At 48.1% G+C, this 1400-nt stretch carries 9 tRNA genes and 3 rRNA genes; all 12 read right to left on the bottom strand.

The window, feature by feature from the left end:
* Window positions 1-92 (bottom strand): 16S ribosomal RNA (locus D8M06_RS19595); the annotation flags it as partial.
* A 211-nt stretch (window positions 93-303) separates the two neighbouring features.
* A tRNA-Ala gene (locus D8M06_RS19600) sits at window positions 304-379 on the bottom strand.
* A 9-nt stretch (window positions 380-388) separates the two neighbouring features.
* Window positions 389-465: transfer RNA gene (locus tag D8M06_RS19605), tRNA-Pro, on the bottom strand.
* Between the two features lie 5 nt (window positions 466-470).
* Window positions 471-547 (bottom strand) — tRNA-Arg (locus tag D8M06_RS19610).
* A gap of 3 nt (window positions 548-550) precedes the next feature.
* Window positions 551-639 (bottom strand) — tRNA-Leu (locus D8M06_RS19615).
* A 7-nt stretch (window positions 640-646) separates the two neighbouring features.
* Window positions 647-721: transfer RNA gene (locus tag D8M06_RS19620), tRNA-Gly, on the bottom strand.
* A gap of 21 nt (window positions 722-742) precedes the next feature.
* Window positions 743-827: transfer RNA gene (locus D8M06_RS19625), tRNA-Leu, on the bottom strand.
* A 5-nt stretch (window positions 828-832) separates the two neighbouring features.
* Window positions 833-908, bottom strand: a tRNA-Lys gene (locus D8M06_RS19630).
* A 4-nt stretch (window positions 909-912) separates the two neighbouring features.
* Window positions 913-988: transfer RNA gene (locus D8M06_RS19635), tRNA-Thr, on the bottom strand.
* A gap of 1 nt (window position 989) precedes the next feature.
* Window positions 990-1065, bottom strand: a tRNA-Val gene (locus D8M06_RS19640).
* Between the two features lie 9 nt (window positions 1066-1074).
* Window positions 1075-1189, bottom strand: a 5S ribosomal RNA gene (gene rrf / locus D8M06_RS19645).
* Between the two features lie 112 nt (window positions 1190-1301).
* Window positions 1302-1400: ribosomal RNA gene (locus D8M06_RS19650) — 23S ribosomal RNA — on the bottom strand; the annotation flags it as partial.

Genomic DNA, 1400 nt, shown 5'->3' on the forward strand with positions numbered 1-1400 from the left:
CGAAGGAGATCAGTTAGCTTCCCGCGCTCGACTTGCATGTATTAGGCACGCCGCCAGCGTTCGTCCTGAGCCAAGATCAAACTCTCCAAAAAAGTTTGTTTTGTGATTAACACCAATCAATCACAAAGAGAATTCTTAGCTTCCAGAAGTGTTACCTTCTGTATTTTATAAAGAAAAACGAGTTTCCTTTATGTCTTAACATACTGGTTGTTTTGTTCAGTTTTCAAAGAGCAAATAGTAATTCACTTAGAATAAGACTTAGTTAATTTAACATAATCATTATTCGTTGTCAAGATTAACTTTTGGTGGAGCCTAGCGGGATCGAACCGCTGACCTCCTGCGTGCAAAGCAGGCGCTCTCCCAGCTGAGCTAAGGCCCCCATTTCTAATGGTCGGGAAGACAGGATTCGAACCTGCGACCCCATGGTCCCAAACCATGTGCTCTACCAAGCTGAGCTACTTCCCGTATTATGGCGCGCCCGAGAGGAGTCGAACCCCTAACCTCTTGATCCGTAGTCAAACGCTCTATCCAATTGAGCTACGGGCGCTTATGGTGCCGAGGACCGGAGTCGAACCGGTACGGTAGTTACCTACCGCAGGATTTTAAGTCCTGTGCGTCTGCCAATTCCGCCACCCCGGCAAGGGTTTGGAGCGGAAGACGGGATTCGAACCCGCGACCCCCACCTTGGCAAGGTGGTGTTCTACCACTGAACTACTTCCGCATAACAGCAATTTATTTTAAATGGTGCGGGTGAAGGGAGTCGAACCCCCACATCCGAAGATACTAGATCCTAAGTCTAGCGCGTCTGCCAATTCCGCCACACCCGCATAAATGGTGAGCCATGAAGGATTCGAACCTTCGACCCTCTGATTAAAAGTCAGATGCTCTACCGACTGAGCTAATGGCTCTTAATGGTGCCGGCCAGAGGACTTGAACCCCCAACCTACTGATTACAAGTCAGTTGCTCTACCAATTGAGCTAGGCCGGCATGGTGGAGGATACAGGGCTCGAACCTGTGACCCCCTGCTTGTAAGGCAGGTGCTCTCCCAGCTGAGCTAATCCTCCATCTATAAAGTCTGGCAACGTCCTACTCTCGCAGGGGGAATCCCCAACTACCATCGGCGCTGGAAAGCTTAACTTCTGTGTTCGGCATGGGAACAGGTGTGACCTCTCCGCCATCGCCACCAGACATTCCTTTTTTACAAGGACAAGATATATTATATTCATTTTCGACAGAAAATGCAAGTCTTTTTTATACCTTGAAAACTAAATAAGAGTAAATCTAAGACATCTTGAAGAAGTTAGTTAAGTCCTCGATCGATTAGTATTCGTCAGCTCCACGTGTCACCACGCTTCCACCTCGAACCTATCAACCTCATCGTCTCTGAGGGATCTTACTC

It is taken from the genome of Oceanobacillus halophilus (assembly GCF_003628505.1).
Classification (GTDB): domain Bacteria; phylum Bacillota; class Bacilli; order Bacillales; family Amphibacillaceae; genus Oceanobacillus; species Oceanobacillus halophilus.